Annotated in this window: 25 protein-coding genes and 1 tRNA gene; 3 read left to right on the top strand and 23 right to left on the bottom strand. The window is 59.7% G+C overall.

Annotated elements, in window-relative coordinates:
- Positions 1-5: 5 nt before the first annotated feature.
- Both RDA78_RS27480 and RDA78_RS27485 read right to left on the bottom strand, forming a co-directional pair.
- Positions 6-443, bottom strand: coding sequence for a DUF2948 family protein (locus tag RDA78_RS27480; RefSeq protein ID WP_434052924.1), 438 nt, complete (start codon positions 441-443; stop codon positions 6-8).
- 135 nt (positions 444-578) lie between these two features.
- The gene (locus RDA78_RS27485) at positions 579-791 is read right to left on the bottom strand and encodes a hypothetical protein (protein ID WP_434052925.1); all 213 of its coding nucleotides are present in this window, start codon (positions 789-791) and stop codon (positions 579-581) included.
- Positions 792-1,014: 223 nt separating this feature from the next.
- Between RDA78_RS27485 and RDA78_RS27490 the strand changes: the two genes are divergently transcribed.
- Positions 1,015-1,419: a DUF3124 domain-containing protein gene (locus RDA78_RS27490; RefSeq protein ID WP_434052926.1), complete on the top strand. Its 405-nt coding sequence runs from the start codon at positions 1,015-1,017 to the stop codon at positions 1,417-1,419.
- Between the two features lie 98 nt (positions 1,420-1,517).
- Here RDA78_RS27490 and murA read toward each other — a convergent pair whose 3' ends face one another.
- Positions 1,518-2,807 (bottom strand): UDP-N-acetylglucosamine 1-carboxyvinyltransferase, encoded by a 1,290-nt coding sequence (murA, locus tag RDA78_RS27495; RefSeq protein WP_434052927.1) that lies wholly within the window; start codon positions 2,805-2,807, stop codon positions 1,518-1,520.
- 707 nt (positions 2,808-3,514) lie between these two features.
- Between murA and RDA78_RS27500 the strand changes: the two genes are divergently transcribed.
- Positions 3,515-3,589 (top strand) — tRNA-Thr (locus RDA78_RS27500).
- 436 nt (positions 3,590-4,025) lie between these two features.
- Positions 4,026-4,274, top strand: a complete 249-nt coding sequence (locus RDA78_RS27505) for a DUF2293 domain-containing protein (protein WP_434052928.1) — start codon at positions 4,026-4,028, stop codon at positions 4,272-4,274.
- 124 nt (positions 4,275-4,398) lie between these two features.
- Here the strand turns inward: RDA78_RS27505 and RDA78_RS27510 are convergent, their stop codons facing one another.
- From RDA78_RS27510 to RDA78_RS27605, 20 genes are all read right to left on the bottom strand, one after another.
- Positions 4,399-5,055 carry a trypco2 family protein gene (locus tag RDA78_RS27510; RefSeq protein ID WP_434052929.1) on the bottom strand — a complete coding sequence of 219 codons (657 nt, stop codon included), beginning with the start codon at positions 5,053-5,055 and terminating at the stop codon, positions 4,399-4,401.
- A gap of 12 nt (positions 5,056-5,067) precedes the next feature.
- Positions 5,068-6,252, bottom strand: a complete 1,185-nt coding sequence (locus RDA78_RS27515; RefSeq protein WP_434052930.1) for a S8 family serine peptidase — start codon at positions 6,250-6,252, stop codon at positions 5,068-5,070.
- 860 nt (positions 6,253-7,112) lie between these two features.
- Positions 7,113-7,826, bottom strand: coding sequence for a VPLPA-CTERM sorting domain-containing protein (locus RDA78_RS27520; protein WP_434052931.1), 714 nt, complete (start codon positions 7,824-7,826; stop codon positions 7,113-7,115).
- A gap of 283 nt (positions 7,827-8,109) precedes the next feature.
- Positions 8,110-8,490: an oxalurate catabolism protein HpxZ gene (gene hpxZ, locus RDA78_RS27525; RefSeq protein ID WP_434052932.1), complete on the bottom strand. Its 381-nt coding sequence runs from the start codon at positions 8,488-8,490 to the stop codon at positions 8,110-8,112.
- Positions 8,490-9,260 (bottom strand): 5-formyltetrahydrofolate cyclo-ligase, encoded by a 771-nt coding sequence (locus tag RDA78_RS27530; protein ID WP_434052933.1) that lies wholly within the window; start codon positions 9,258-9,260, stop codon positions 8,490-8,492. Before RDA78_RS27530 ends, hpxZ begins: the two co-directional genes overlap by 1 nt.
- A gap of 22 nt (positions 9,261-9,282) precedes the next feature.
- Complete coding sequence (locus tag RDA78_RS27535; RefSeq protein WP_434052934.1) at positions 9,283-10,680, bottom strand: AtzE family amidohydrolase; 1,398 nt, start codon at positions 10,678-10,680, stop codon at positions 9,283-9,285.
- A complete protein-coding gene (locus RDA78_RS27540; RefSeq protein WP_434052935.1) occupies positions 10,677-10,862 on the bottom strand; it encodes a DUF4089 domain-containing protein in 186 nt (61 codons plus the stop codon). The genes RDA78_RS27535 and RDA78_RS27540 overlap by 4 nt, the downstream gene beginning before the upstream one ends.
- Before the next feature lie 12 nt (positions 10,863-10,874).
- A complete protein-coding gene (locus RDA78_RS27545) occupies positions 10,875-11,540 on the bottom strand; it encodes a cysteine hydrolase family protein (RefSeq protein ID WP_434052936.1) in 666 nt (221 codons plus the stop codon).
- Positions 11,540-13,081, bottom strand: a complete 1,542-nt coding sequence (locus tag RDA78_RS27550; RefSeq protein ID WP_434052937.1) for an ABC transporter ATP-binding protein — start codon at positions 13,079-13,081, stop codon at positions 11,540-11,542. The genes RDA78_RS27545 and RDA78_RS27550 overlap by 1 nt, the downstream gene beginning before the upstream one ends.
- Positions 13,078-13,812, bottom strand: coding sequence for a biuret amidohydrolase (gene biuH / locus RDA78_RS27555; protein ID WP_434052938.1), 735 nt, complete (start codon positions 13,810-13,812; stop codon positions 13,078-13,080). The genes RDA78_RS27550 and biuH overlap by 4 nt, the downstream gene beginning before the upstream one ends.
- A gap of 5 nt (positions 13,813-13,817) precedes the next feature.
- A complete protein-coding gene (locus RDA78_RS27560) occupies positions 13,818-14,837 on the bottom strand; it encodes a formamidase (protein WP_434052939.1) in 1,020 nt (339 codons plus the stop codon).
- An 11-nt stretch (positions 14,838-14,848) separates the two neighbouring features.
- Positions 14,849-15,751 carry an ABC transporter permease gene (locus tag RDA78_RS27565; RefSeq protein ID WP_434056223.1) on the bottom strand — a complete coding sequence of 301 codons (903 nt, stop codon included), beginning with the start codon at positions 15,749-15,751 and terminating at the stop codon, positions 14,849-14,851.
- A 17-nt stretch (positions 15,752-15,768) separates the two neighbouring features.
- Positions 15,769-16,884, bottom strand: a complete 1,116-nt coding sequence (locus RDA78_RS27570; protein ID WP_434052940.1) for an ABC transporter permease — start codon at positions 16,882-16,884, stop codon at positions 15,769-15,771.
- Between the two features lie 119 nt (positions 16,885-17,003).
- The gene (locus tag RDA78_RS27575) at positions 17,004-18,116 is read right to left on the bottom strand and encodes a BMP family ABC transporter substrate-binding protein (RefSeq protein WP_434052941.1); all 1,113 of its coding nucleotides are present in this window, start codon (positions 18,114-18,116) and stop codon (positions 17,004-17,006) included.
- A gap of 256 nt (positions 18,117-18,372) precedes the next feature.
- Entirely contained in the window at positions 18,373-19,350 is a 978-nt protein-coding gene (locus tag RDA78_RS27580; RefSeq protein WP_434052942.1) for an isopenicillin N synthase family dioxygenase, read from the bottom strand.
- Between the two features lie 21 nt (positions 19,351-19,371).
- A complete protein-coding gene (gene atzF, locus RDA78_RS27585; protein WP_434052943.1) occupies positions 19,372-21,192 on the bottom strand; it encodes an allophanate hydrolase in 1,821 nt (606 codons plus the stop codon).
- Positions 21,193-21,217: 25 nt separating this feature from the next.
- Complete coding sequence (locus RDA78_RS27590; protein WP_434052944.1) at positions 21,218-22,870, bottom strand: dipeptide ABC transporter ATP-binding protein; 1,653 nt, start codon at positions 22,868-22,870, stop codon at positions 21,218-21,220.
- Complete coding sequence (locus RDA78_RS27595; protein ID WP_434052945.1) at positions 22,867-23,751, bottom strand: ABC transporter permease; 885 nt, start codon at positions 23,749-23,751, stop codon at positions 22,867-22,869. Before RDA78_RS27595 ends, RDA78_RS27590 begins: the two co-directional genes overlap by 4 nt.
- A complete protein-coding gene (locus RDA78_RS27600) occupies positions 23,748-24,773 on the bottom strand; it encodes an ABC transporter permease (protein ID WP_434052946.1) in 1,026 nt (341 codons plus the stop codon). The genes RDA78_RS27595 and RDA78_RS27600 overlap by 4 nt, the downstream gene beginning before the upstream one ends.
- A 5-nt stretch (positions 24,774-24,778) precedes the next feature.
- Positions 24,779-26,404: an ABC transporter substrate-binding protein gene (locus tag RDA78_RS27605; protein ID WP_434052947.1), complete on the bottom strand. Its 1,626-nt coding sequence runs from the start codon at positions 26,402-26,404 to the stop codon at positions 24,779-24,781.
- Positions 26,405-26,416: the final 12 nt, after the last annotated feature.

A 26,416-nucleotide genomic window follows, 5' to 3' on the forward strand; every position in this document is an offset into this window, starting at 1 on the left:
GCCGGTCAACTCAGATCGTGTTGCGGCAGATTGGGAGTTGCCCACGCAGCGCCCAGATCCGACAGCTGTGCTTCGATACACTCGACTTCCAGGGCAATGCTGGAGCCGCCTGCAAATGCCAGCTGGATCGTGCCGGACGGCTCCTCGCCCTTCTCGAACGTGACTGCAAGCAATTCCAGGACCAGACCCTTTGCATCCTGGCGGATGTTCTGCGCCTTCATGTTGGTGACCTGGGTAAACGCAAGCGCGGATCTGCGCCGTTCGTGTTCCTTGCTCCGCTTGTCCGCCCTCTTGTCCCAGACGAACCGGTTCATCACGAACACCGCCTTATTCTCCTTGGGAAGAAAGCGGATGTCGGCGACCGTCAGGACTGCATCCTGGATGTGTGCGGAAAGAACCTCAAGATCTTCCTGGTCGAGGGCGGCAAGTTTCAGTTGAGCCATGGCGGTCCGAATTCTGATCCGTTCGTACGTTTTAGGGCAGTCCGCATATAGGGTGGAGCCTGCCGCATCCCAAGAGTGTTGACCTAAAGCGGATTGGAGAATTTTGCAACGCACGAATGACGGCGGATTTTGGTCTCAAGGCCCTTCATCAACGCGTTGCCGCAGATCGTCCTTTGTTTCCTGCAACGTCGCGAGCCGCTTGAACATGCGCCGGCCCAGCCAGAGCCCGAAGACAAGCAGGAACAACCCGACCGTCGGTCCGAAGGGTGGCGGCACGAAAACAACGGCCAGCATGCCGGCCAAGGCGAAGCATACCTGGATCAGAAACCGGATTGTCTGTGCACCCATCACGTTGCTTCCCTTGCCTTTGCCATGCTCGATCCAGCAGTCACCGGAGCGGAGTTTCCATCCTGCACTTTTGTGCGGTCAAGCTTGCAATCACGCGCGGCATCTTGGACAGTGACCGGGTCTTTGCTCTCCAACACCACAGCGGATACAAATGCATTTCAGGCTCCCGGTCCTCTATCTAGCGCTTTCTATCCTTCTGGCACCGGCCGGACAGGCTCAGGACATGAGCAAGAAGGTCCTTGGCGAAAGCATCTATGTGCCGGCCTATTCCAGGATCTTCTCCTACCCGCAGCGCTCGGACCTGCTTGCTGCGACCCTTGCCGTTCACAATGTCGACCCCGAGACAGCCATCACTCTCACGCGGGTCGACTATCACGGCGAGGACGGCAAGGTGCTGCGCAGCCTGCTTGAACAACCGCTGGAGCTGGCACCATTCCAGTCAAAAACGGTTCTTATCCCCATAAACGACACCAGTGGCGGTGTCGGTGCGAACTTCATTGTCGAGTGGAGTTCAGATGCGCCCGCGCTCAGCCCGATCGCGGAGGCAATCATGACAAGCGGCAGCGGCGGACCGGGGCCGTCCTTTACGACCAGAGGCAGGGTGATCGAACGCCGCCACGCGGAGTGAACCACTCACCGCGACAAGCCGTCCGGGCACGGCACACCCTTCCTGACGTGGTTTCGCCATTTAGCATGCCATTTCGGTCTCATTTACGGGTGCGTCACCTAGCCCGAGATCCGCTCGATCTGAGCACCGCAGCGCGTCAGCTTGTCTTCCAGCCGCTCGAAGCCGCGATCCAGGTGATAGACCCTGTTGACGGTCGTCTCGCCTTCGGCAGCCAGGCCGGCAATGACCAGCGAGACCGACGCCCTGAGATCCGTCGCCATGACCGGAGCACCGCGCAGTTCCGAAACGCCATCGATCAGGGCCGTGCGGCCGTCGACCTGGATCTGCGCGCCCAGCCGGGCCAGCTCCTGTACGTGCATGAAGCGGTTTTCGAAGATTGTTTCCGTGACCCGGCTCTGGCCGCCCGCCTTGGTCATTAGCGCCATGAACTGGGCCTGAAGATCTGTCGGAAAGCCCGGGAACGGTTCCGTGGTGATATCAACCGGCTGAATGCCGTTGCCGTTGCGATAGACCTTGATGCCCTCATCGGTCTGGGTGATGTCCGCGCCGGCCTGCCGCAGCGTATCGAGTGCGCTCTCCAGAAGATCGGTGCGTGCACCCTGCAGCAGAACGTCGCCGCCTGTCATCGCGACGGCCATGGCGTAGGTGCCGGTTTCGATCCTGTCGGGCACGACGGCATGGTGCGCGCCGTGCAGCCGGGGAACGCCCTGGATCCGGATGGTGGATGTCCCCGCCCCCTCGATCCTCGCGCCCATGGCTTTCAGACAATTTGCGAGATCGACCACTTCCGGCTCGCGCGCGGCGTTGACCAGCTCGGTCTCGCCGTCTGCCAGCGTCGCCGCCATCATGATGGTGTGGGTCGCGCCCACGGAAACTTTGGGGAACTCAACACGGGCGCCCTTCAGACCGCCCGGCGCGCTGACGACCACGTAGCCGCCCTCAATCTCGATATCCGCACCCAGCGCCGCCAGCCCGTCGATGAAGAAATCGACCGGACGCGTTCCGATGGCGCAGCCTCCAGGCAGCGAGACGCGCGCCTCGCGCATGCGGGCGACCAGCGGTCCGATCACCCAGAAGCTTGCGCGCATCTTCGAAACGAGTTCGTAGGGCGCGGTCGTGTCGACGATCTCGCGGGCGGTCAGGTTCAATGTCTGACCGGAGAGATCGTTCTGGCCGCTGCGCTTGCCGTTGACGGAATAGTCGACACCGTGATTGGAGAGGATCTGCATGAGTTGCGCCACGTCGCGCAGCCTCGGAACATTGGACAGCGTCAGCGTTTCGTCCGTCAGGAGCGAGGCAATCATCAGGGGGAGCGTTGCATTCTTCGCTCCCGAGATCGGAATGATACCGTTCAGCTCAGCGCCACCGACGACCTTGATGCTATCCATATGAAACCCCGCATCCGGCCGCCCTTTGCAAGCGGCCGTCCCATTTGAAGACATGCACAAACCTGCGGTCTACACACAAGTTGCGGCCCATGCAAGGCAGCGCTACGTCCGTGATCGGGCCATTTCGTGGCATGGGAATAAAGCGCCCGGCGTGTCGCCGGAACCGTCAGTCGCTCTTCCTGGCTTTCACGGCGGCCTTCCGGCGGCGCAGATTTGCGCGCAAGGCTTCGGCAAGACGCTCTTCTTTCGAAGCAGCAGGCTTGTCTTTGGCGGCAGCATTGACGGATGTGTCAGTCTTTTGGGCCCGGTCGCCAGCATCCCGGTTTTTATTGTCTTTTCCACGCATTTTCCGGTCGAAAGCCCTATCTGACGTCTCGTTTCGATGCACGCGCAGCACCGCTCTCATGGTCGGTCGACAACCGGACAATAGGATCGGTCTTCCAGCGTCCGGGCTTTTTCACCGGACCCGGTCTTTCAGCTGAAATCCAGGTCGAGATCAAGCCCCTGCAAGCGCTCCTGAAGCTTCTTCAGAAACTCCGCCAGTGTCCACCAAAAAAAACCAAAACACAGCTTGCGTCCCCGGGGCTCTTGTGGCAAAAGCGCCCTCATTCCGGACGGCGCTGCCGACCGGAACAGCGACTTGCGTCTGAAACCGCAGCTTTCTCAAAAGCCAGCCTGACGCCGGGCACTTTCAAAACTGCCCAAACGCTGCCGTAGCTCAGGGGTAGAGCACTCCCTTGGTAAGGGAGAGGTCGAGAGTTCAAATCTCTCCGGCAGCACCATCGTTTCCCGACGAAACTGACGCCTGGAGATTTCAGCCGTTGACAAACGGAGGCTGATTGAAATCATCTGGCGCGCCCATTGTCCATTTACAAAATGCTCTCCTTTCATGTGAAGGCAGTGCGCAATTCTGTGCATCTTTCCCGCCCTCCTGCGCCAAGCGCATAACACGGCTTACCGCGCCGGCTCCAAGGTGACGCTTCCTGGGGCAATTGCCTCAGGGATCGATGAGAGGATGACATGCACTGGGTTCTGGGAGCCATCTCGTTCTGGACAGGAGCGCAGCCGCCTCCCCCGCGGCCTGGCTCATTGTTGCCAGCGGTAGGTGCGCAGCTTTCTGAGGCTGGAAAACAGGCTCAAGCAGAACACGCACCCGCGGCAAAAATCAAAACCTGCAGATTTTCGGCAAGTCAAGTCCGAGCTTTCATGAGGGAAAAGATGCCGAACTGTCCCCGAGACCACCGGGAGAGAATAATCGGGCGAGTCGTCACCCGAAAATGGCGGAACTGCAGTCTCGGCAAGGCGGTGGGGATTTGCTCTCACAACTACATTCGGCACAGGCTGACGGACTATGAAGCGTTGCTCAAGCGGCACACGCTTGAACGAAATGAAGCGAGGCAGATAGTGAAGGCGGAACTGGACGAGATGTTCCTGTCCTGGCAAAGCCTGACACCGAGGAAACGCTGAACGTCGCCACCCGGCGCTCCATTCCTTGCCAGGCCACGCAATCTCAGGTTTGACGCAAGACCGCTTGCTTCTGAAACGCGGACACAGCACGCGGTGGAATGCACAGCCGGCACGAAGGCGGATCTCACCTTGGTGCCACCGGCTTTGCCTCGTCCTTCTTGAACGCGGGATTGGCGAAACTCAACAGCAGCTTGTTGCCGTTGTTGCTCACGGCCTCCGAGCCGCCTCCCAGTTCGATTACATGAGCTTCGATCTTGCCGGCAGTCTTGCTGGACCGGACCAGCACGAAGTTCAACTCGATATCGATCTTCTTAGGCGTCAATTCCGGCGGCTGTGCCGACGTGGCAATGATTGCAGAACGCGCGGCCAGCACCAGTTCAGAAAGGTCCAGCCCCTCGGTGCTTTCGCCTGCCAGAACCACGCCGCCCTTCGGAGGCGCAAAGACCACCGCGACTTTCGATCCCTGCGTGACCTTTCCAACGGTCTCCGATGACAGGGTGGCCGACTTGAACACCGGCACGGCAAGACCGGCACTGGAGCTTTCACTCTGGTCCCGCTGGGTGGTCAACTCGATCTTGATATCATCAAGTTCCAGTCCGAGGCTCGGGCCGGGTATGTCCCCTAAATCCACAAGCTCGTTCTTGAGGTCCGCAATGGTTTCTTCGAGGGACACAGCTGAAACATCCGAAACGGGTTCGGGGAACAGGCGGGGATAGGCGAGTTCGTAAGCGGCCCAAAACGCCACCGCCGCGACGGCTAGTGAAAAGACGATTTGTGACATCAGACCCTCAGCTTACTCGGTTACTCTAAGTGGCAGTATCTGCGTATCAACGGTGCCGTACTTTCCGAATTGCGCGCGAATGTATTGCGGGTCCACAATTCCTGCTCCTGCCGCCCAAGGCGGAGCGTCGGGTACCGGGATAGCCGTATCGATCAGGATCTGCTTGATCATTTTCCATGGCAGGTCAAGCGTGTAGGCATACTCCACTCCTCCACCCTCCAGCGGCTTTGCCGTTCCGGTCAACCGTTTTGCAGCTTCATCATGCGCACTGATCCGCTCCGGCCCGACCTCGATCGCAAACATGAACGCGCCTTCGACAGGTTGAACTTCATTTATCAGGCCCGTGAGAAAATGCGCCACCTGGGCAGCAGCGTTGCTGACCTGGGCCGCGGCCATGCTGGACCCCGACTTCATGGTGTACTGATCCCGTTTGTCGGGCGCCACAACCTCCTGGAAACGGGGATGCCCTTCGTCATAGGCTTTCTCTGCGGGCGTCTTTGGCCGTCCACCGGTCATTGGGCCGATCACATCGACCCCATGCGCGACCACGTCCGGCCAGGTGTCCGGCTCCTCGGGCGTGCCGGTGGAGGAGTGTGCCCAGACCGTATTGTCGCGATGGTCCCATGCGCCGACCGACATGACCCACGGTAGCGCGCTCCACGGATTGACGTAGCCCGGTGCACGGCTGCCCTCATTGCCAATCGCCACGACAGAAAGCGGGCCGTGACTTGCCACGGCCTGGAGCGCACGAGGTACGGGCGCGGCAGGGGCGGCCTTGGTCACGAAAAAACTGGCGGGCGGCCCCAATGACAAATTGCTGATCAACGCACCGTTTGCAACCACCGCCTCCAGGGCCTGCAACACCCTGTGTGTCAGGGGGGCCTCGTCCGGGTGCATGTACCAGACCGTTCGCACGCCATTTTCATTCGTCAATTCAACGGCATGCGCGACTGACATCGTTGCCGCGAAGCCACCAAAAACGGGAAGTACGACCGCGCCTTCCAGAGAGCTGGCGTGCTTCTCGAGCAACGCCTGCGCGACAGCTGCATCCTCCGTGGTGGTGACGAATAGATACCGGGCGTCAGGCTGAGCTCTCAGTGCGTCAGCAAGGCGTGCAGGTTCCAGGGTTCCGGCATGTGAGGTGGTTGCCATCACGACAAATCCCGCTGCGAGAGTTGCTCTGATCTTGTCGAACATCAAAAAATTCCAAATCAAAATCACCCTAAAAATTCAAGTCTACTGGAAAAGATATGGTGTTTAGACTGCTTTGGCAATCAGCGCACCAAGTACCGCACCTCTAATTTCCAACCTCAGACGCAAAATAATTTCCTAAATCACATTATGATTGAAATACTTCAGAGCATTCTGCCCTGATATCTATTTCCAACAGGCATTAATATGCGCTTCTAACACTATTTCCTCTACGTCAAAAAGCTCAAGGTTGCATGCGCTCCAAGCAGTAAAGCAGGTCTGAATCCTCAATAGCAACCAGCGACTGATCTCCGAAGGCTTCACTCCGCGATTACGCTGACATGAGCGGCGACCACCTTCTAGCCGTCCGGTGTTTTCATCCAGGTCTGCTTCTGGCGGCCATTACCCATCTTCAACCCGTTTCCCCAACGTACTACGGAACGGGATTGACCTGCGATGCCGTATTGACTTGGTGTCAGCATACCGGCATCGAATAGCATCACATCGCACCGGGAAAACCAATGCAGCACCCCTTCGTGGAAAGCCTTATCGGGCTCCTTCGAAATGCGCGTTCAATTGGAAATCTCTGCTCCAACACGGCCGAGGCGAGAATCATAACCCACGCGTTGTGCCGCTTGACATTATCAATCGGAAACAACAAAGCCGTTTTGGTCCCGTGCCACTCAAACATCCCATCGCACGATAGGACGGCGAGACTGCAGGTTTGCGTCTCACTCGTGATCGCTGGCACGGTGGTGCCCATTAATCAACACGACAAAAAACAAACCCGATGGGCCAGGTTATCTGACACCACCGGGTTTGCAGAGTTGCTCAAAGGAGCCGGTTGGCCCCTGTGGTTTTGTCGTTCAGGCTTTCCGGCGACGGAATACGGCCAAACCACCAATCGCGGTCAGAAGTAAAAGACCACCAGCCGGTAGCGGTACAACCGTTGCGTTCACGTCGTCGATACCGAAGCCGTCACCTGCATCGATCGACAGCGTAATCGTATACTCGCTCGCCAGCGAAGCACCGAAGTCGAACATGGCGAGGATCAGGTTGCCGTTGGCGAGTTTCTGAGTTCCGTTGAAAACAAAGTCCATAACGCCGTTTGTGGACAGAATTTCGAAGGCTATTGCACCAACATCGTCAACGTCCGTGATGAACAGCGACAAACGGTTTGCATCGCCCGTATCGCCGATGTCGAGTATCACGTCGGCGTTGTCGTTGCTGTCTAGCCACTTTTCTCCACTGAACGTCGTGTTGTATCGACCAAAAGCCGTTGAGTCGCGGACAATCGATTCCGACGTTATGCCAATCGCGGAAGCGCCCGGATTGTTGCCTGCGACCGTCGTAATGGTGCCAATGCCCGTGTCCAACCCGTTCAGCGTGGATGTCCCGACGGCAAAACCTTCAAAATCTTCGCTCGCGGTGCTTACGCTGTGGTCAAACGCACTCTTGGCGTCACGCGCTTCGCTTAGCTGGCTGCTGCTGAAGAAATCCAGCATGATGCTTGCAGCAGATGCAGCGGTCGGCGCGACGGCAATAGCGGCAGCTACCAAAGTTGTCTTTAGAAACTTCATTGAATCAATCCTGTACAAATTTAGCTGTCTCTTTAACATCAAGTTAGCTCTTTGTTAATATGTTCAGTTAAAAAACAGTTAATTTTTTGGTGAATTCGCGCCGGCGAAAATTTCAAGCACAACGTGATTGCAGACCACCTGGCCGTCTTCAGGGAGAGCTTTGCGATACCGGCGATAGTCAAGGAGATTTCCGGTCCCCTGGTATGGGAACGGTCTTAAGTTCAAATCTCTCCGGCCGCACCATTGTTTCCCGACAGAATATGTGCGCAAGCCCCAAAGAGCTTTACTCTGCGATTACGCTGACATGGGCGGCGACCACCTTCCAGCCGTCCTCGGTTTTCATCCAGGTCTGCATCTGGCGGCCGACCTTTCCGGGGGCCGTGTCACGGTAAAACAGGGTTGAGGCCGTGGCGAAGGCCGTGCCGTAGGTGGTGATCACCGTCCTCTCCAATCGCCTTTGAAGATTGCCGTCGTTCCGTGCCGACCTGAAGGCTGCGATCTCGTCATAGCCGTAGAGATTTTCTCCACCGCCATACCTGATCGTTGTCGGTGCATCGAGAAAAAGACGGTCGAGCGTCGCGACATCGTTGGTCACAAGCGCTGTTTCATATTCGGCAAAAACCGCCTCGACCTCCGCCTTCACGGACGCGATGTTGATCTCCATCAGTCTCCCCTTCCCGTGCCGTTCAGGCGGTCGCGCAGCGTTTCAAGAAACGGGATGTCCCGGAACTGGTCCGGCTGAACGGCGTTCCAGGCGACACCCTCCGGCTGCGGGAATGTCGTACCGGTTTCGATCAGTCCGGTTTCCGTCGCGATCGCATCCAGCGCGCTGTCATGGTCCATCATGACAAGCTGATCGTTGCCGACAACCTGCGAGGAATGAACCGTCGTGGTGATCGGCGCACCCGGTTTCAGTTTGTCCAGTTCGCGGAAAATGCCGAGTTCGAGATCGGCAAAGCCGCCGCCCTTGCCGGTCCGCGCACCGGCGCGGCTGACGGCAACACATCCGACCACCACGAAATCCAGCGGCTCCATGTCCTCGAATTCGACCGGGTCGCCGTGTTCGACAAAGCCCTGGGAGGTGGCGGCCAGTTCGAACTGAATGCCTTTGTCTGCCAGCTTTTCGGGGTCGAGGCGGACGAAGGGAAACGGTTTCAGGAGTTCCGGCACTGGGGCGTAAACGATCTTGCCTTCATAAAGCGCCCGCAGCCTGACCGGAATTTGCGGCGGATCGGGATTGCACTTCACCACCCTTGCCGCCTGCCATTGCGGCAGACGCGCGAGGTTGCGCGCGGCAAGGTCCGCGCCTGCGAAATTCGGGATGCAGCTCCGGGCCGGGCCAATGCTGGTGCCGCTTGTCTCCAGGCCGGACCAGACACGATGCCTGATCCGGTCCTTGTCCCGGTTCCTCCCCGACCAGCGTGCGTCGTCCATGTTCATCCCCTCAAAAAGTTTTTCAGGCAGCGACAGGTGCCCTGCAGATGCCCGCACGCTCAAGTTCGAAGGCGGTTCTGAGCGCAAGGTCTTCGCGCCAGGCCGGTGCAATCACCTGGACGCCGATCGGCAGTGCCGCTCCTTCAAGCCAGACCGGAACCGCGACCACGGGAAGTCCGATGAAGGATACAGGCTGGGTGAACAGGCCGATATTCGGACGCGCCGGCATCGTGACACCGTCCAGCGTGATGGTCTTCGTTCCGGAGGGCAGTGCGGAAAAGGGCGTGGCTGGCGCCAGCAGAATGTCGACCTCTTCAAATATCTTGCGCATCGTGTCACGGAACCAACTGCGAAAGCGCTGCGCCTGCTGTACCCAGACCGCCGGCACCATGGTTCCGGCGAGGAACCTGTCGCGCGTGTCAGGGTCGTAGTCAGTGGGTCGCGTCGCGATCCTGTCGAAATGAAGGTTCGCCCCTTCCGCACTGGTGATGACGTAGGCCGCCGCGCGGGCGCGGGCAGCTTCGGGAATGTCGATTTCAGCTGAGGCCCCGAGTGCACGCGCGACCGTGTCAACGGCCGCAAGAGCTTCGGGCTCGGCTTTTTCCCGGAAGTAGCCGCCGGCAATCGCGATGCGCAATCTGTCCGCACCCTGACCAATCAGTTCATGCGTTGCGAGCGCAGGTCTTGCAGCCTGCGCCGGGTCGTTCGGATCGGCTCCCTGCAGCACATCGAAGACAAGCGAGAGATCGGCGGCCGACCTTGTCATTGGTCCGAGGTGATCAAGGCTGCCGACAAACGGATAGGTGCCATGGCGTGACAGACGCCCATAGGTCGGTTTGAGACCGAAGAGGCCGCAGAAGGACGACGGCACACGGATTGATCCGTTGGTGTCCGAGCCGAGGCTGACCGGCACCATGCCGGAGGCGACCGCTGCCCCGGAACCCGAGGACGACCCGCCGCTCATACGGCTCGGGTCATGGGGGTTCAGGCAGTTTCCGTCGTGGATGTTTTCGCCCGTGAAATCATAGGCATATTCGCCCATGTTCAGCCCGCCCATCAGGATGGCACCAGCGCGGCGCAAGTGTTGAACGAGTGTTGCATCGGCGGTGGCAGGCGCGTTGCCGCGATTGATCTTCGACCCGGCCCGCGTGATGACACCTTCTATATCGAACAGGTTCTTCACCGCGAATGGTACGCCGGCGAGCGGCAGTCTCGTGCCGGCGGAGACAGCGCCGTCAATTTTCTGCGCGTCCGCCAAAGCGGCATCTGCTGTCACATTAGTGAAGGCATTGATCTTCGGGTTGCGCTGTTCGATCTGCGTCAGCGACGCCTGGGCGACGTCCTTTGCCGACAGCATACCGCTGCCGACAGCGTCCGCGATCCCGACGGCAGTCATCCCGGTAACGTCGGCTCCACTCATGCTTCAAACACCGGTGCGGCTTCAACCTCTTCGTTCAAGGGAAAGCTCTGGACAAGCGCGGCAGCCTTTTCAATGGCGGCAATGTGCGCCTCGACAACAGGACGCCAATCCTCCTCGATCGCAAGGTTCATGACCTTTTCCATGTGCGCGACATGGGACCTGGCGTCGAACTCTTCGCTCATGTGATCCTAGTCCTATTCGTTGATTGCGGCGGCAAATGATTTCAGCGGCGCGGTCCAGCCGACGATGCCGCCCTGCGCCCTGATCATGTCGAGCGTCGCCGCCTTGAATTCCGGAAAATAACTCTCGGTCGCCTCCTCGATAAGGAGGCATTCGAAGCCGCGGTCATTGGCCTCGCGCATCGTCGTCTGCACGCAAACTTCCGTTGTAACCCCGGCAAAAACGAGGCTCCGGACCTTCAGCCGTTCAAGGTCCTCGCCAAGGGATGTCGCGTAAAACGCGCCCTTCCCGGGCTTGTCGATGACGATTTCGCCCTCAACGGGCGCACATTCGGAAACGATCTCGGCCCCGGGCTCGCCTCGCACGAGAATGCGGCCCATCGGTCCGTCATCTCCAATGCGCATCGACGGGTTGCCGCGATCCCGTTTGGCCGGCGGACAATCGCTCAGGTCCGCGGCATGGCACTCGCGCGTGTGAATGACGGGCCATCCCTTCTGCCGAAACAGGCGCAGCAGGTCCTGTGTCGGCGAGATCGCCCGCTGCATGTGCGACACGTCGTTGCCGAGCGTTTCCCCGAAGCCGCCCTGTTCGATGAAGTCGCGCTGCATGTCGATCACAATGAGTGCCGTGCACGCCGGATCGAAAGAGAAGGTGAAAGGATCGGCCTCGACCTTATGCATCAGTGGTGCCCCGCCATCGCATGGCCGATGGTTGCCCTGTCCGTTTCGGCCATCGGAGACTGGTAAGTGATCCGCCCTTCGGACATCACGGCGACCGTGTCGGCAAGTTCCAGGATCTCGTCCAGGTCTTCCGACACGAGCAGGATCGCGGCCCCGTTGTTGCGCTGATCCATGATCTGCGCCCTGATTTCTGCGACAGAAGCAAAGTCCAGCCCGAAACAGGGATTTGCGACGATCAGGATATCGACATCTCCCGACAGCTCCCGTGCAAGGATCGCGCGCTGAACGTTGCCGCCGGAGAGGTTCTCGATCGGTTCTTCCGTCGACGGCGTCTTGACCCTGTAGGCCGCGATCAGGTCCCGTGCCTGACGGCGCATCGGCGGTGGCGACAACCAGCCCCTGAAGGGCGAGATCGGCGCCTTGTCAAAGGTGCGGAACGCCATGTTTTCCGCAACGCTCATGCGGGGCACCGCCACATTCTTGAGGGGTTCCTCGGAGAACCCGAAGACCTTGAATGCGTCCATCTGGCCACGTTCTGGCTCATAGGGCTTGTTTTCGATGAATATCCGGCCATCCTTGAGCATCCGCTGACCGGACAGCACTTCGATCAACTCCGACTGGCCGTTGCCGGAGACCCCCGCGATCCCGAGAATTTCACCGGCGTGAACCTTCAGATTGACGGCCTCGATGGCGGGCAGTTCCTCGTCATCATCGGCGAACAGTCCGGCAAGTTCCAGCTTGAGCTCTGCCCGCTGGTGCGTTGTTCGCGCAGCACTTTCCCGGATTTCCGTTTCGCCGATCATCATGCGGCTCATGTCGTCGACGGAAAGATCACCAACCCGGCCGCTTCCGACCACCCGTCCGCGTCTCAGCACCGTGACGTCGTCCGCATAGGCTGTGACTTCCCGGAATTTGTGCGTGATCATCAGGATTGTCAGGTCACCGGCCTTGGTCATCGCCCTCAGCAGTCCGAGCACTTCGTCTGCCTCGTCCGGCGTCAGCACCGACGTCGGTTCATCGAGGATCAGGAAACGCTGATCCAGGTAGAGCTGTTTGAGAATTTCCAGCTTTTGCTTTTCACCCGCGGAAAGCCCGGACACGGGCACGTCGAGCGGCACCTTGAAGGGGGTTGTTTCCAGAAAGGCGCTCAGTGCCTTGCGCTCCGCCTTCCAGTCGATCACGCGCGGTGCGTCCGCACGCGCAATAACGAGGTTTTCAGCCGCTGTCAGGGACGGCACCAGCGTGAAATGCTGGTACACCATGCCGATGCCGAGGGCGTGCGCGGCGCGCGGGTTGGGCACGTCGGCTTCGTCATCATTCACCAGCATCGCCCCGCTCGTCGGCTGGTAGAACCCCATCATGCACTTGACGAGTGTCGACTTGCCGGCGCCGTTTTCGCCGAGCAGAGCGTGAAAGGATCCGGGCGTCACCCGGATCGAAACGTCATCCAATGCGACCAGGTTTCCGAAGGCCTTGGACATGCCGACGGTTTCGACACCAATTGCGCGGGAGGGCGAGACCGTCTGCGCAGCAATGCTCATGAGCCCACGGCTCCCGCCGCCTGCCTCAAACCGGCAAGCAGGGTCGTGCTGTCCGCAACAGCGCCGAAGACCCCGCCCTGCATGGTTACCATTTTCAGGGCAGCATCGTGATTACCCTGGTCGGTCGCGCCGCAGCAATCGGACAGCACGAGGCATTCAAATCCGCGATCATTGGCCTCGCGCATGGTCGTGTGGACGCAGACATCCGTCGTGATCCCGGTCAGGACGAGGTTGTCGATGCCCCTGGTCCGCAGCAGCAATTCCAGGTCCGTTGCACAAAACGATCCCTTGCCCGGTTTGTCGATGACCGGCTCGCCGGGCAGAGGCGCGAGTTCGGGAATGATCTCCCAACCCGGTTCGCCTCTGACGAGGATCTTGCCGCAGGGGCCCGGGTCGCCGATACCGGCTCCGATCCTCTGCGAGCGCCAGCGCTTGTTTGCGGGCAGGTCGGCAAGGTCGGGCCGATGCCCTTCCCGCGTGTGAATGATGTGGTACCCGCCTGCACGCATCTCGGCGAGGACGGTCCTGATCGGTTCTATCGGCGCGCGTGTCAGGCTGATGTCGTAGCCCATGCTGTCGACATACCCACCCTTGCCGCAGAAATCGGTCTGCATGTCGATGATGACCAGCGCCGTATTCTCCGGTCGCAGATCGCCATTGTAAGGCCACGGGTAAGGATCAGCGGCAACGGGACTGTTGAGGTCGGCGGGAAGTGTGTCAGCCAGGCTCATGAGGTTCACTCCGCTGCATCGCTCAGGACCTTGTCGCCGAAGCGGCGCACCGGTGCGTCGAACCCGCAGGAGGTGCCGTCCGTGTGAATGACTTCGTCTTCCCAGGGCAGGCGATAGTTTCCGGCTGCCAGGTCCGTCATGTAGGTGTAGGGGCAATCCTGAGCGCCACCCTTCACGGCGACGTAGCCGCGATGGCCGAACTGGTAGATGTTGTTCTCAACACCCCAGTTGATGCGCGCTTCGCGCACCAGATCCGGCCTCACCTCGGCCGTGATGATCTCGTTGGCGCGCCCGCTGGTTCCGTGAGCCAGGATTGTGCCGTCGAAGTTGACGATCATGCCTTCGCCCATGCTGTCGAAGGTGCCATCCGTGCCGCACATGCAGACATTCGCCGTCACCATCAGATTGCAGAAAGCGTTGGACTGATTGGTGAACTTCCAACTTTCCCTGATCGGAGCCGTGTAGCCCGCGGTGCGGATCATGATTTCGGCGCCCTTGTAGGCGCATTCGCGGGCCATTTCCGGGAACATGCCGTCATGGCAGATGATCAGCGCCATCTTGCAGCCGTTCGGGCCGTCAATCACCGGAATGCCCTGGTCGCCCGGCTCCCACGGCTCGACCGGCACCCAGGGATGCATCTTGCGGTAATAGAGCTTGAGCTCGCCCTTGTTGTCGATGATCAGGCCGGAATTGAAGGGCATGCCTCCCGGGTTGAGTTCCATGATCGAGAAGCAGCCCCATATGTCGTTGTCGACACAGGCCTTCTTGAAGGCGGCCACTTCCGGGCCGTCGAGCGAGCACATGATGTCCGGATTGATGTCCATGGAGAGGCCGTGAAGCGCGTACTCGGGGAATACCACCATGTCCATCGTCGGCATGTTGCGGCGCGCTTTTGCCACCATGTTCACGATGACTTCCGTCTGGTTCGCCAGATCGATTTCGGTCACGACGGTCGGCAATTGCAGCTGCACCATGCCCAGAACCACACCGTTCGGGGCTTTGTTCAATCCTCCAAGTCCGTTCATTGCATGGCTCCTTATTTGGTGATCGACAATTCGCCCGGGGCCCCCTTCAGGGAGCGCCGCGGCGATGTGCTCGCGATCATGATCAAGAGTGTCAGGATGTAGGGCGCAGCGTTGAAGAAGTGGTAGCCGCGTGAAATTCCGATGGATTGAAGCGCCGGTCCAAGCGCTCCCGCCGCACCGAAAAGAAGGGCTGCCCAGAAGCAGTAGAGCGGGTTCCAGCGGGCGAAAATCACAAGTGCGACCGCCATCAGCCCCTGCCCGGACGAAAGGCCTTCGGTCCAGCTTCCCGGATAGTAGAGCGACAGGAACGACCCGCCGATGCCGGCGAAAAACCCGCCCGCCATCGTTGACAGAAGCCGGACACGGTCGACATTGATCCCCAGCGCCAGGGCAGCCGGCGCACTGTCGCCCGTTGTCCGGATGATCAGGCCGTAGCGCGTGTTCCTGAGCGCCCACCACAGAAAGACCGCCAGGACGATCCCCAGCAGGAACAGGGGGTTGATCTCCAGCGCCTGGCGCACGCCGGGATGATCGCTCCACGTGCCAAAGGACATGGCGGGCAGGCGGGGCGCGGACGGCTGGATGTAGGCTTTTCCGAAGAAGAACGCCAGACCGGTTCCGAACAGCATCAGCGCGATGCCGATTGCGATATCGTTGACCTTCGGCAGCTTGCAAAGATAGCCATGCAACGCGCCAAAGCACGATCCGCAGAGACCGGCGACGAGAACACCGAACCATGGCGAGCCCGTGTGATAGGAGATGGCGTAGCCGGACATGGCGCCAAAAACCAGCGTACCTTCCAGACCAAGATTGATGCGACCGGATTTTTCGGTGAGCATTTCGCCGAGGCTCACGAACAGGAAGGGTGTCGACACCCGGATCGCGCCTGCGAACATTGCAAGCAGCACGGTCATAAGGCCCGCATCGTCGGTCACTGCGCAGCTCCCTTCGACTTGAATATGGACAGCCGGCCGTAGAAGGTTTCCGACACGAGGATGACGAGGAACAAAAGCCCCTGCAGCACAAGGACCGTTGCGTCCGGGAGGTCCATGCGCCGCTGCACGAGACCACCGGAGGCTGCAATACCGCCGAGAAAGATGGCGACCGGCACGATCACGAGCGGGTTGTGACGGGCAAGAAACGATACAAGGATCCCGGTAAAGCCATAGCCGGCGATCAGCGAGGCGTTGGCCTTGCCATGGATCGCGGCGACCTCGAAGAAACCGGCAAGACCGGCACAGGCACCGGCAATCGCGCAGGAAATCACCATGAGACGTCCGACGGGGAGCCCCTGCGCCTGCGCGGCTCTCAGGTTGCCGCCGGCAATCTGCGCTGCAAAGCCGAACGTGGTCCGGTTCATGAGCAGATACAGCACGCCGCACAGCAGGACACCGATCAGAAGCCCCCAATGCACATCCGTTCCCGGAATCTCGCCGATCATGTTTTCCGATCCGATCGGCTTCGTGGACGGCTTGTTCGGGTCGGACGGGTCCCTGAGGGCGCCTTCGACAAAGAAATTGAGGATTGAAACCGCGATATAGAACATCAGCAGCGAGGCGATGGTCTCGTTCACGCCGCGATAGTGCCGCAGGGCCCCGACGCAGCCGATCCAGATCCCTCCGGCCACCATGCCCGCAAGTGCCATGATGGCAAGCATCAGGTATCCCGGCATCCAGCCGATCATCGGTATTGCAATCGCGGCCGAGGCAAACCCGCCAAGCACCAAAGCCCCCTCCCCACCGATTATGACGAGACCCAGGCGCGCCGGAATGGCGACGCAAAGGGCTGTGAAAATCAGTGGAGCGGCACGGACGAGCGTGTTCTGCCAGGAAAAGCTGGTTCCGAAGCCGCCGCGCCAGACCAGTGAAAAGAACTCTACCGGCGACTTGCCGAGCGCGAACAGAAAGACAGAAAACAGCGCTCCGGAAAAGACAAGCGCCAGGAGTGGAATGACCACATATTCGGACGAGCGTCTGAGCCTGTCCAATAGATCGTTCGACACGCCGGACTGGACGGCCATGCCGGGCGTTTCCGTGGTATCTGCCATACCGTTTCCCTGAGACTTGGGTGGCCGCAAACGCGAGCGACTACGGCCACGCCGGAATGTTCACTGCAACGGCAGCCTGCCTCGTGAGGCAGACCGCCGTTGCAAGGGTCGATTGGTCCTCAGGTGATCGAGCCGACAACGCCTTCGATCAGGTAGTCCGTCTGATCGAGGGACGGTTCATAGTTGTCGAAACTTGCGCCGGCGGCGAGCAACGGCGAACCGTCCTGCTTGTTGATGGGTCCGACGAAGATCGGCTTGTCGGCCTTGACATCCGCACGCGCCGCATCGGCAGATGCGATCGCCGCTTCCGAGGCTCCGGCGCCATAGGGTGTGGAGCGGACGAAGTCGACGTCAAACCCACCGCCGGTGAAGTTCGGCAAGGGCTGGCCTTCGGCGAGATTGGCGGCGAACATCTTGTAGATGGTTTCCCACTTGTATTCCGCCCCGGTGATGAAGCCATTCGGCGCCAACGGAGCCTGGGAGGCGTTGTGGCCGCAACACTTGATGCCGCGCGACTCCGCCGTTTCGATCACGACCTTCGGGCCATCGACATGACAGGTCAGAACATCGCATCCGGCGTCAACGAGTGCGTTTGCAGCTTCAGCCTCACGCACCGGCATCGACCATTCGCCTGTGAAGATCACCTGGACCGTGGCTTCCGGATTTACTTTTCGCGCGCCGAGGAGGAAGGAGTTGATGTTGCGCAGAACGGTGCCGATCGGTTTGGCGGCGACAAAGCCGAGCTTGTTGCTGGTGGTCGACAGGCCGGCGGCGACGCCGTTGACGTAGTGCGCCTGGTCAAGGTAGCCGAAATAGCTGCCTGCATTCTTCGGGTCGGCGTCGGTCCACAGCGGTGCCGCGTGCCGGAATTCCACGTCGGTGTATTTGCCGGCGAGATCCAGAACGAAGGGTTTGTAGTAGCCGAAAGATGTCGCGAAGATCAGCTTGGCGCCATCGAGATTGATCATGGATTCCATGGACTTCTCGACCGCGACCGTCTCGGGCACATTTTCTTCCTCGACGACGGTTACCCCCGGCACGTCTTTCAGGGCCGCCGCGGCGACGGCGTGGGCCTGGTTCCAGCCGAAGTCGTCGCGCGGTCCGACATAGACGATCCCGACCGTGAGGTCCGAGGCATGCGCGAGCCGTGACAGACCAGCTGCGGAGAGAGCGGCAAGACCGGCCGCAGATGATTTCAGGATTGTGCGGCGTGAGAGTTCAAACTTTGACATTACGTCCTCCGTTTTATGACGAAGCCATGCGTCATCGCCCGCTCCGTTTTTCTTCGACGTGATTTTGCAATCCCTGTGCCATTTCCCCGCAAGATAAGTCACTTCAAGTTTTTTAATTTAACTTATTGATTTTTATAATTTTTATTGAGTTCTTCAGCAAAGCTGAGAGCGCACGTCTCGATCGCGTGGAGTCTCGTGACTTCACGTTTCTGACTATTTGTTAGCCGCTTTATTTTTTTGGCTAATTTTTAATCATTCAACTGTTCGAATCTCGGGCATGTTTGACCGGTTCGTAACTCGCATCCAGCCTTGTCTTCAGATAGTCGGCACCGGAAATAGCGGGATATTTCGGTGTCTCCCCCTCTCCAACGCAACCGGGCAGGCAGGCGACTTCCGCGTCCGGGTTGGGATCGAGAAAGAACGCGATCGAATACCGTTCCCGGCCACTCGTATTGACGACGCGATGCGGCGTGGAAACATAAACATCATTGGTCCACCGCATCAGGCAATCACCGATGTTGCAGACGAAGGCACCCTCGATCGTGGGAGCTTTCAGCCATGCGCAGTCGCGCCGTTGCACTTCCAGGCCACCAACCTCATCGGGCAGCAAAATGGTGATGTTGCCGTAGTCGGTATGTGTGCCAGCACCGATCTGGCCGGCTTCCGCACTCGCAGGCTGCGGCGGATAATGCAACAGGCGGAGCGTTGCCATCGGCGCGTCGAGCTTGTTCTCGAAGAAATTGCGGTCAATGCCGAGATCGACCGAAATGGCTTGGTGAAGTCTGCGGCCAAGCGCCCAGACTTCATCGAAGTAGCTTAGCAGGGTCTCCTTCCAGCCGGGCAGTTCCGGCCACTGGTTCACCGCCCGGAACGGTTCCCCGGCGAGTATTCTCGGGTCATCCGGCGCAAGATCCAGTCCGATGTTGAAGGCCTCTTTCAGGTCGGAGGGTTTCGACGGGTCTAGGTTTTCTCCCTTCATCGGTACATAGCCGCGATTGGTTCTGAAGAAATCCCTGGTGAGCGCCATCTTTGCATCGAGTGGCTGGCCAAAGAGTTGGTGTGACGCCTTGAACACCCGTTCGATCAATGCGGCATCGACACCATGGTTACGGACGTAGAAGAAACCGATCTCACGTGCTGCGTGACCGATCTCGGCGGCAACCGCCATCAAACCTTCCTGCGTCCCCGCTGCCAGAGGTGCCAGATCGATTACGGGAAGATCATGGTCTGTCATCTTTTCACCTGCCCGCCTTGATCATTCAGCGGCCGCGGGCTGCGCCGGTTTCAAACCGTCCATGTAGGTTCGCCAGCTGCCGAGATGAGAGATATCCTCCGCCCCTTCCGTTCCAACGGTTTCGCAGACAAAGCCGGTGACCTTGCTGCCATCAACCAGTTCAACGGTTCCAAGCCCGAGCGGAGCGGGAATGCCTGCAAGAAATCCGCCGACCTCAGACTTCGGCAGGGTCCAGATTTCCAGCTCTATCTGCCGGCCGGAACCCGGTGCGCTGCGGACAAGTCCCGGACGTTTCGGTGGACCTCCTGCCAGGGCATAGAGCGCGTAGGCATCACTGGTCGCGGCGCTCCGCAAGAACCGTCCGCCGCGACCGGTCAACTCGCCATTCAGGGCCATTCCGGACATGTGCGCTCCACACACCGCAACGGCAATCTCGTCCGGTGCTTCAGAGGCTGAGAACTCTGCAGGCTCCGGTGCAATCCAGCCCGTCGCGCCGAGCGAATGAGGCGCCATCTTCTCCAGTTCGATGCCGAGCGATGCGATCAGTCCGTCCCGCCCCGCCGATGCCAGCAGGGTGACGCTGCCGGGACGGCCGTCCGAGCGCGCACAGACCGGCAGAGCGAGACCGCACATATCGAGGAGATTGACGAAATTTGTGTAGGTGCCGTTGCGCGAATTCGGTCCGACGGGATCCGCTTCAAGATCAGCCACGCTGTAGAAGGTCGGAATAGTCGGCACACAAAGAAGATCGAGCGCTGCCAGAACAGGTTCCGTCTTTCGCGCAAGTTCCTTGAGCCGGTAGATGCCCCGGAACGCGTCGGTCGCGCTGAGACCGAGGGCCGCACCGACGATTTTCCGTGTCACGGGATGGACAGCCTCCGGGTTGTCACGCATCAGGTCCTCGATCACGGTGTGCCGCTCGGCAACCCAGGCACCTTCGTAAAGCATGTGTGCAACATCATAAAAGGGCGTGAAATCGACTTCGATGATATCGGCACCGCTTTCCTTGAGAAGCGCCACGGTGTCGTGGAAGGATTTTTCCTGGATGCCGTCGCCGTAAAATTCGATTGATGCAGCATCCGGAACGCCGATTTTCAGGTGAGACGGTGATGCTGCAAGGTCCGGTACGGCGATTTTCCTGGAATAGGCATCCTCTTCGTCAAAGCTGGCGGCAGCCTTGAACACCGTGTAGGCGTCCTCGACCGTCAGGGCGAAAATCGAGATCGTATCGAGCGTCCGGCAGGCCGGAACAACACCGGTTGCGGACAGGGACCCGAGCGTCGGTTTCAATCCCACAATGTTGTTGAGGGCTGCCGGCACGCGCCCTGATCCCGCCGTGTCGGTTCCAAGGGAAAAGCTGACGATGCCGTGTCCGACCGCAACAGCGGATCCGGCAGAAGATCCGCCCGGAACGATCGCGGGATCCACCGCGTTCTTCGGCGGCTGAAACGGAGAGCGGACACCGACAAGGCCGGTCGCAAACTGATCAAGATTGGTCTTGCCGATCAGCAGCGCGCCGGCGTCGCGGAGCTGTTTCAAGACGAATGCATCGTTGTCTGCTTCGTAGGCGTAAGCCGGGCAAGCTGCCGTGGTCGGTTTTCCGGCTGCGTCGATATTGTCCTTGATGACAAACGGCACGCCCCACAACGGCTTTTCAGCGTCGTAGGACCCCAGCGCGCCGGCGTCCTGCAACACGTCCTGCTTGTCGCACAGATGAATGAAAATTCCCGGATCATCCACGGCCTCGATCCGGCGGTAGACTTCTTCGACGACCTTCGTCGGGCTAATGCCATCTGAATAAGCGGTCTTCAGCGAAGCAAGCGTGAAAGGAAGGTCGAACATCTTAATCCTCAAAATCTTTCAATTCTCATTCGGCCGCAGAACTGGCCGGTTCTTGCACAGCAGGCGGAACCGGCGCTGCGGCCAGCAGTTCCTGCGTGTAGGGGTGGGACGGGTTTTGCATCACCTTTGCCGTCGGCCCTTCCTCGACGATTTCTCCATCCCGCATAACGATGACATGATCGCACAGAAGCCGAACCACATGGAGATCATGGCTGACAAAAAGATAGCTGATGCCAAGTTTTGCCCGCAGGTCGACCAGCAGGTTCAGAACAATTGCCTGGATCGAGACATCAAGCGCTGCTGTCGGCTCGTCCAGAACGAGGAATTCAGGGTCAAGCGCAATGGCCCGCGCGATACCGACACGCGCCTTTTGCCCGCCTGAAAGCTGATGCGGGAACCTGTCCAGCAATGCTCTCGGCAGCCCCACGAGATCAGCAAGTTCGCCAACCCTTTCCTTGCGGTCCCGGCGCGGCAGTCCACCGAGACGGGCCAAGGGTTCCTCGATGGAATGCCGCGCCGTGTGTCTCGGATTGAAGCTGTCCGTCGCATCCTGGAAGACCATCTGGATTTTCGCTCTGCGCGGATCCCGGGCAAAGGTCTTTGCGGGTGCCTTTGCCAGGTCCTGACCATCAAAGAGAATTTCGCCGGATGTGGGATCGGCAAGGCGCACGAGGATCGACGATGTCGTTGATTTACCGCAGCCCGATTCACCGACCAGCCCAACGCTCTGACCTTTCATGACGGCAAAGGAAACACCCTTCACCGCGTGTACCGCGCCCGATTTCCCCTGATAGGTCTTGACCAGATCCCTGACTTCCAGCAGCGGAACGTCCGATATCGGAAGGACCGGTTCAGGTGTTCTTTGCTCTTTCGGCAGGAGTGTGCGGATGCTCGCGCCGGCCCTTGGCGTCGCGTCGACGAGCTTGCGGGTGTAGGCATGCTGCGGCGCCGTGAACAAGCGTTCCGCGCTGCCCTCTTCGACCACTTCGCCGTCCTTCATCACCACGATCCGGTCGCAATATTGCGCAGCAAGGCCGAGATCGTGCGTGATCACCATGGCACTCATGTCGCGCTCGGATATCAGTTCCGCAATGAGATCCATCACGGCCTTCTGTGTCGTGATGTCGAGACCCGTCGTCGGTTCGTCTGCGATCAACAGTTTCGGGTCGCAGGCCAGGGCAAGAGCAATAACGACGCGCTGGCACATGCCGCCGGACAGTTCGAACGGATAGGCATCGTAGCGTGTTTGCGCGTCCCGGATCTTGACTGCCTCGAGCGCCTTGATCGCTTCCGCCCTCGCATTGGACCGTGTTGCCCTGGAATGACGGCGAAGAACGTCTTCGATCTGGTGCCCGACCTTCCGGATCGGGTTGAGCGCGGCGCGCGGGTTCTGAAAGATCATCGAGATCTCACGGCCGCGCAGATCCCGCATGTCACTCTCGCGCACGGTTTTCAGGTCGATGCCGCCGTAGCTGAGCGCACCTCCGGTGATACTCCCGTTCTTGTCCAGCAAGCGCATCAGGGCATAGGAGGTGACGGATTTGCCCGATCCGGATTCGCCGACGACGCCAAGAATCTCACCTTTGTCGACCCCAAGAGAGACACCCCTGACGGCTTCGACGCTGCCGCGGCGCGTGCTGAAGGCAACCTTCAGATCCTTTATGGAAAGGAGACTCATGAGCGTTGCCGGGGGTCGACAATGTCGCGCAGCCCGTCTCCCAGAAGATTGAAGGTGAACACGGCGAACATGAGCGCCAGGCCCGGGAAGATGGCAAGCCACCATTCCCCGGAAACGATAAAGTTCGCACCTTCGGCCACCATGATCCCCCACTCTGCCGTGGGCGGACGCACTCCAAGCCCGATGAAGCTCAGACCCGCCGCGTTCAGGATCGCCCAGCCAAGATTGAGAGACACCTGCACCATCATCGGCGGCAGCGCGTTCGGGAAGATGTGCAGGGCAAGAACGCGGATATCCGAGTTGCCGGCCAGCTTCGCGGCCTGCGCAAAACCGGCATCGCGCCGGATATTGACCTCGGCCCTGACGAGGCGCGCATAAAAGGGAATGTTGATGACCGCGGTCGCGTAAACGATGTTTTCAACGGTGTTGCCGAGCGCTGCCACGATCCCCATCGCGAGAACAAACAGCGGAAACGCCATGATCGTGTCGAACAGACGGTTCAGCACGGCGTCGACCCAGCCGCCGCAATAGCCCGCGACGCTGCCGAGAACAGACCCGATCACGAAGGAGAGCGCAACCGCCGCGACGGAGATTGCAAGATCGAGCCGCGTTGCGATCACGACCCGGCTGAAAACGTCGCGGCCGAGATTGTCGGTGCCGAACCAGTGATCGAACGACGGCGCCTGAAGCGCACGCGCGGCATTGGATTCCAGCGGATCGTACGGCACCAGCGCCGGCCCCAGAACAGCCGTGAGGATCAGGACTGCGAACATCGCGAAGGCGAGCAGCGTCACCGGGTTGGACCGTAACACGTAGACGATATGTGCGAACGTGCTGTCGGTGTCCTTCACCGTGCCGGGTGCACTTGCCAGATCACTCATTTGGTTTCAAATCCGATGCGCGGGTCGATGAGCGTATAGGTGAGATCGATCACCAGGTTGAGGGCGACGAACAGGAGCGCCATTGCCAGAACGAAGCCCTGGACAGCGGCATAGTCCGACACGACCAACGCCTCGACCGCATAGGACCCGATCCCCGGCCAGGCAAAGACCTTCTCGACCAGAACGTTGGCACCGAGGGTGAAGGAAAACACCATTCCGAGTGTCGTGATGACCGGAAGCAGGGCGTTCCGGAATGCGTAGGTGAACAGTACCTTGTCTTCCGTCAGACCGGCGGCGCGCGCCGTGCGGATGTAATCCGAGGAAAGAGCGCTGAGCATCGCGGCCCGCGTCATCCGTGCGAGCGGTGCAAGCGTAAAAAGAGCGAGCGTCACGGCAGGCAGGACAAGCTGCTTGAGCGCCCCCAACCAGGTTTCCCAGTCCCCGGCAATCGCAGCGTCGACCAGATAGAAACCGGTCACGTGATCAGGCTCTATGTAGATGAAATCAAGCCTTCCGAGAGGAGATGGCGCAATCCCGAGCAGATAGTAAAAGACGTAAATCAGAACGACGCCGGTGAAAAATGTCGGCAGCGATACCCCGGCTGTGACAAGCACGCGGCACAGGTGATCGACTGCCGACCCCGGGCGTGTGGCTGCAAGCACGCCAAGCGGGATTGCGATCAAGCACGAAATAAGCAGCGCTGTCAGTGTGAGTTCGAGCGAGGCGGGAAGCCGGTTTGCCAGGTCTTCCAAAACCGGTTGTCCGGTGGAAAGGGAATTCCCGAGATCACCGGTGGCGACGTCGCCCGCGTAGATAATGAACTGCTCGTAAAGAGGCTTGTCCAGTCCGAGCGCTGCCCTGATTTCCGCAATCGATTCCTGATCTGCGGCCGCACCGGCGAAATAGACAGCCGGATCACCCGGGAGGGCGCGGGTCAGCAAGAAGCTGACCACGACAACCCCCAGGATCACGGGAATGGCGTGTGTGATCCTGACCCCGATTGTGGACAAGCGCCCGGCCATCAAGTTCAGACCTTCTTCAGACCGCGAACGTCAAGCTGACGGTGGAACCAGTACTCGTAACCATCCAGGCTGCGGGTACCCACATTCAGTGCCGGTTGCCAAAGCGCAATGCGGGGCACCTCGTCCCAGGCAATCTCGATCATCCGCTTGATCTTCGGCGCATAGTCCGGATCATCGACATTCATGTGCAGCGTCTCGGAGGTGAGCGTCTCGATCTCTTCATTGCGGTAATTGGACGAGTTGAAGAGATGGCCTTCGAGATAGGCCCAGAAGAAATAATAGCAGGGGTAGTTCAGCCATCCGCCAAAGGTTTCAAGGTGCAGAGGCAGGCGCTTTTCGACCAGGGATGCCGTCCGCCAGTTCGCTCCGGGGATCTTTTCGATGGTTGCCTTGATCCCGATCTTTGCGAGGTTCTCCTGGATCAGCAGAGCTGCGGGCTCCATCCAGTCGGATTGGCTGAGCGAGATGGACAGCGGCACTTCGAAACCGGAGCCGTATCCCGCCTCTTCCAACAATGCCTTGCCCTTGTCGAGGTCGGTTGAGTAGGGGAATTTCTGCGGCCAGGCGATATCGGCCGGCGTGGCGGCATCACCACCCCACATGGGTGCTCCCCTTCCGTATGCGGCGGTCTGGAATACCTCTTCGTACGGGACCGACCAGGCAATGGCCTGGCGCACCTTCTTGTCCTTGAACGGCTCGAAAGAAAGGTTCGGGCAAAGACAGTAGATGGCATTTTCAATCGGCGTCGTTGCGATGGTGATGTCGTCTCCGCCGGACAGTTCCTTGGCGTCCTTGTTCGGCATGTTGAACGACATGTTGACGTCGCCGCGCTCCAGCAGCGCGCGGCGCGTTGCCGGGCTCGGCACTTCACGCAGGACGACCCGCTTGACGGAAGGAACCGGGCCGGAAGTCCAGCCGTCGTTGCGCTCGTAGACAAGCTGTTCTCCCGGTTTCCACGATGCCACCTTGAAGGCTCCGGACCCGGCCGGATTCTTGTGCAGGTATTCCATTGCCCAGGGATCGTCATCCGTCGCGTGTTCGCGCGCGACCTTGGCGTTGATGATCATGGGCACCGGCACGGCAAGATCGGGAAGGGTCAGCTTGGACTTGCGCAGCAGATTGATCTTGAAGGTCATGTCGTCGACGACTTCGAACTGCTCCGGTTTCTCGAGCGAACCGGCCTTCATCTGCACGGTGGGAAATCCGCCGACACTGACGGCCCGGTCGAATGACCACTTCACGTCATCCGCCGTGATCGGAGATCCGTCCTGGAACTTCCCGTCCGGGCGCAGTTTGAAGACGATCGCCATGCCGTCGTCAGCAAACTCCCAGCTTTCCGCGATTTCCGGTTCGATCACCGAGTAGTCGTAGGACAGGCTGCCGTCTTCGAGCGTCTTGGTGCCGAAACTGACGAGACGGTCATAGACATTCACGGCCACCTGATAGCTCGGCCGGTTCGTTCCCGTGCGATGGATGTCCAGACTGTTGATGGTCTGACCGGTGACGGCCACAACAACGTCATTGCCGGCAGCCGTTGCCGGCAGCACTTTCAGGAACGGTAAAACAGACGCTCCAAGCACAGTTGCGCCGGCACCCTTCAGGAACCCGCGGCGTGAAGTTTCATTGGTCATGTCAATCCCCTC

The organism is Roseibium sp. (genome assembly GCF_051016195.1).
Classification (GTDB): Bacteria; Pseudomonadota; Alphaproteobacteria; order Rhizobiales; family Stappiaceae; genus Roseibium.